This window comes from Desulfuromonadales bacterium (genome assembly GCA_035620395.1).
Lineage (GTDB): Bacteria > Desulfobacterota > Desulfuromonadia > Desulfuromonadales > DASPGW01 > DASPGW01.
Genome location: DASPGW010000299.1, coordinates 1 through 3,673 on the forward strand (window position 1 = coordinate 1; position 3,673 = coordinate 3,673).

Below are 3,673 nucleotides of genomic sequence, written 5' to 3' on the forward strand. Positions count from 1 at the left end.
ATGCCGGTGGCGGCGGCCACGGTGGTGATCAGGATCGGGCTCTCTTCCCGCTTGCCGGCGAGGCTGGCGAACTGGGCGAAGTTCTGGGAGAGGGGTTCGCAGACCTCCGAGGAGAGGCAGACGAAGTAGCGGGTGCCGGCCTCGATCTCGGCGCGGATATAGTCCTGAAGGTCCTGGTCGTAGCGGTTTTGGTGGTCGAAGAACTCGAAGTTGTAGCGGGTGAGCTGCTCCGGATGGTAGAGGATGAACAGTCCGAACCCCTGCATCGTATCGAGGGAGGTGGTCAGCAGCTGGTTGTAGGGATCCCGGGCGTTGATCAGGATGGCGATGTTCGTCGAGTCCTGATGGCGGTAGGTCTTGCCGAGGGCGGTGGCGTGAATCCCGGGCTTGCCGATCAGGTAACCGGTGCTGACGCCGAAGCTGAGGAGAAGAACCGGCAGGTAGTAGAGGAGAAAGCGCGGCCGCAGCAGGAAGGGGAAGCCGGCCGGATCGAGGGCAAAGAGTTCGCGGCGGCGAATGACGGCGAGACTGACGATGGCCACGCCGAGGATGAAGGAGATGGCGGCGCAGACTCCGGAGAGGAGGAAGACCGCGTCCGTCTTCACCCCGGTCACGAACTGGTAGAGATAGATGGCAAGGGCGATCGGCGCGTAGATGATGAAGAGAATTTTGTACGACTTGTCGAAAAGGGAGCGTAAGGCTCCTGGCGCAGTCTTGCCGCTGTCGCTCATGGGGGTTTCATCCTGGGTGGTTTATTATTAATTCTAGGGATTTCCGGCGAATGTCAATACAAGGAAGATAAATCGGCCGGCGCTGTTTCCGGCCGGCAGAGCGATGACCTCTCCCGCCGATGCCGCAACGACAAAGGGGGCCCCCGTCCGGGGCCCCCTTTGTCGTTGCAGGCGCAGGAAAGCCTAGAAGTTGAAGGCCCGGATGGCCGGCGCGGCATTGAACTGCACCGAGCTGTTCTGCAGCCCGTCGTCCAGGTCGTCCAGCGCATCGTAGAGGGTCTGCAGGACGTACTTGTGGTTGTGGATCTTGCCGCAGGGGTCCTGGGCCGAGTGGAAGTTGAAGGCGGCCTGCAGCAGGCGGTCGTCGAAGGCGGCGAAGCCGTTGGCGAAGGTGGCCTCGCCGGGGTCGGCGATGCCGTCGGCATCGAGGTCGCGGAACCAGTAGGGGTAGACCCCCGGCATGTAGGCGACGGGCTGCTGGAGGGTGGCTGCCGCGTAGCCCTGGATGGCGGTCAGCAGGGCGCCGGCGGGCTTGTTCACGCCGTCTCCCGCGAAGCCGTCGATTTCTCCCTGGAAGCTTTCGCCGATCCCGTCGCCGTCGTAGTCGATGTCGGTGCTGGCGAAGGCGCCGAAGGGGAGGCCCAGGTTGTCGAAGCTGGTCAGGGTGCCGGGGAAGACCGTGCCGGCATCGACATGACACTGCTGGCAGTCGGCCGTCAATGGCCGGAAGGTATGATCCTGGACACCCTGGGCGCTGCGCAGATGACACTCGACGCAGGTGCGCTGGCCGATCATCTGCGGAGCGGTGAAACCGTTGCGCGTCCGATAGTTGCGACCGGGATACTGGAAGCCGGCGGTGACCTCCGAACCGAGGAGGATGGCGGCGGCAGCGGAATAATGGCGGTTGATGAAGGGGTGGGTGTCGGCGCCGGCGACGGCATTGGCCACCGTCACCCCGGACTCGCGACCCTGATGACACCCCATGCAGAGGTGGCTGCCGTCGAAGCCGAGGGTGCGCACCGCGCCGGAGGGGAAGGCCACGCTGCCGACCGGCCGCACCGCCCCCAGGGCGAAAGCGCCGGCGGTGTTGCGGGCCGTCAGGTCGTGGCAGGCGACGCAGCCGATGACCCGCGCCCCGCCGGCCAGATCCAGCGCGGCCTGTGGCGCACCCCGGACGAACTTCACGTACTCGGTTCCCGAGTGGCACTTCAGGCAGGTGTTGTCGGTGAAATCGTGGGTAAAGGGCTCGCCGGCGTAGTTGGCGTGACCGGTGCTTCCCCAGGCCCGGGTCAGGGCGACGGCGGCCGCCTGGGTGAACCTGGTGGCGCCGTGGGGGTCGTGGCAGAGGCTGCAGGCGCTTTCGTCGGCGGCGTTGATGTTGTACCCGGTTACCGCGTTCCCCAGTCCGTCGACCCCGGCAAAGTGGGTGTCGGTGATGGTGCGGTCGCCGGGGTCGGCTCCCGGTTCGGTGTTGAGGAATAGCCCGGTGGCGGGGTTGTGGATCTCGGCCAGTTGGGCCACGTTGGCGTTCTGGTAGATCGCCGCATCCAGCGCATAGGTGAAGGTGCCGGTGACGGCATCGAGGTCGGCGGTCAGGAAGACCTGGTGGCAGCTGGTGCAGAGGTTGAACTGGGCCGAGAAAGCCTGCGGCGTGCCGGCGGGGGGCGGGGAAGTGCCGTCGGCCGCGGCGGGCTGGGCCCGCAGGTTGCCGGTATGCGGGTCGTGGCAGGTACGGCACTGGACGACGCTGACGCCGGACACCGGCGGCAGCGGATCGAGCGCCGCCTGGAGGGCCGCCAGTCCGCCGTCGAACTGGACCAGAGCGCGGTAACCCTGGTCGGTGTGGCAGCGGGCGCAGAGCGCGAGCATGTCCTGTGTCCCCGGGGTGAGCTTGCCGGAGAAGGAGTCGGCGTGGCTGCCGGACTGGTAGTTGGCCAGGATGTTGTCGCCGAAGACCGGCAGGTGGTCGGCGGGGTCATCCGGCTGCGGCGGCAGGGCGCGATGGCATTTGCCGCAGGCGGTGAAGTCGGGGGCGGCATTGATGGGACCGACCCCGAAGTGCCGGCCGCCGGCGCCGTGGCAGTCCTCGCAGGTCACCGCCGCCAGGCCCTGGGCGGGAACGCTGGCCGCAGCGAGCAGTCCCTCCAGGGTCCGGCCGTCCCGAATCGGATCATGGCACTGCAGGCACGTCGCCGGGGAGGCCGCGTTGATGTGGTCCTCGTGGATGACGTGCCGGCTGCCCAGAAAGTTCTGGACGATCTGGACGCTGAACCCAAGGTCCTGATGGCAATCGATGCAGCTGGCGGCGCCCACGAAGGCGATGCCGTTCGGGTCGTTGCCGAACGGGCCGCTGGCGACGGGATCGCCAGAGCTGCCGCTGCTGCTGCCGCAGCCCCCGAGCACGGCGGCACCGAGCGGTATCACGAAAAGCAATGCCAGGCTCTTCCCCAAGTTCATGCGTCTCCTCCTCCATGTTTGCTCCGCAATCGCGGCGGCCGGTTCGCCCTCTGCTGGTTTTTCAAGGGAAAATTGCGGAGAATCAGTATTTTAACATAAGTTTTTCGAAGGGCAAATCGGTTGACATTGATGGATGAGGCCCCAATGGGACGTTTTTGGGGCAAGCATTCCCCTGCCGTCCCAAGGACCTTTTTTTACCCCGCCGCCCGTGCTAGAATTTCTCCCCTTCAAACCAATTCAAGGATGGAGACGCATGGCACTGACCGCAGAGCAGCACGCCCGCATTCTCGGCTATCTCGTCGAAGAGACCGGCCTCAAACCCTTCCAGGTCGAAAACACCGTCGACCTCTTCCGCGCAGGAGCGACCGTCCCCTTCATCGCCCGCTATCGCAAGGAGCAGACCGGCGAACTCGACGAGGTGCAGGTGCGCCTGATCGAAGAACGCCTCGCCTACTTCGGCGAACTCGAGGAGCGCAAGCTTACCG

3 protein-coding genes are annotated in these 3,673 nt (G+C 65.6%); 1 reads left to right on the top strand and 2 read right to left on the bottom strand.

Going from position 1 to position 3,673, the window contains the following annotated elements:
• Together VD811_16135 and VD811_16140 are read right to left on the bottom strand one after the other, a co-directional pair.
• The coding region (locus VD811_16135; GenBank protein HXV22514.1) for a hypothetical protein at positions 1–731 on the bottom strand (731 nt) is incomplete at its 3' end.
• A gap of 183 nt (positions 732–914) precedes the next feature.
• Positions 915–3,188 carry a hypothetical protein gene (locus VD811_16140; protein ID HXV22515.1) on the bottom strand — a complete coding sequence of 758 codons (2,274 nt, stop codon included), beginning with the start codon at positions 3,186–3,188 and terminating at the stop codon, positions 915–917.
• Positions 3,189–3,441: 253 nt separating this feature from the next.
• On the opposite strand from VD811_16140, the gene VD811_16145 reads away from it, so the two are divergent.
• Positions 3,442–3,673 (top strand): Tex-like N-terminal domain-containing protein (locus VD811_16145; protein ID HXV22516.1); only part of this gene is annotated, 232 nt, incomplete at its 3' end.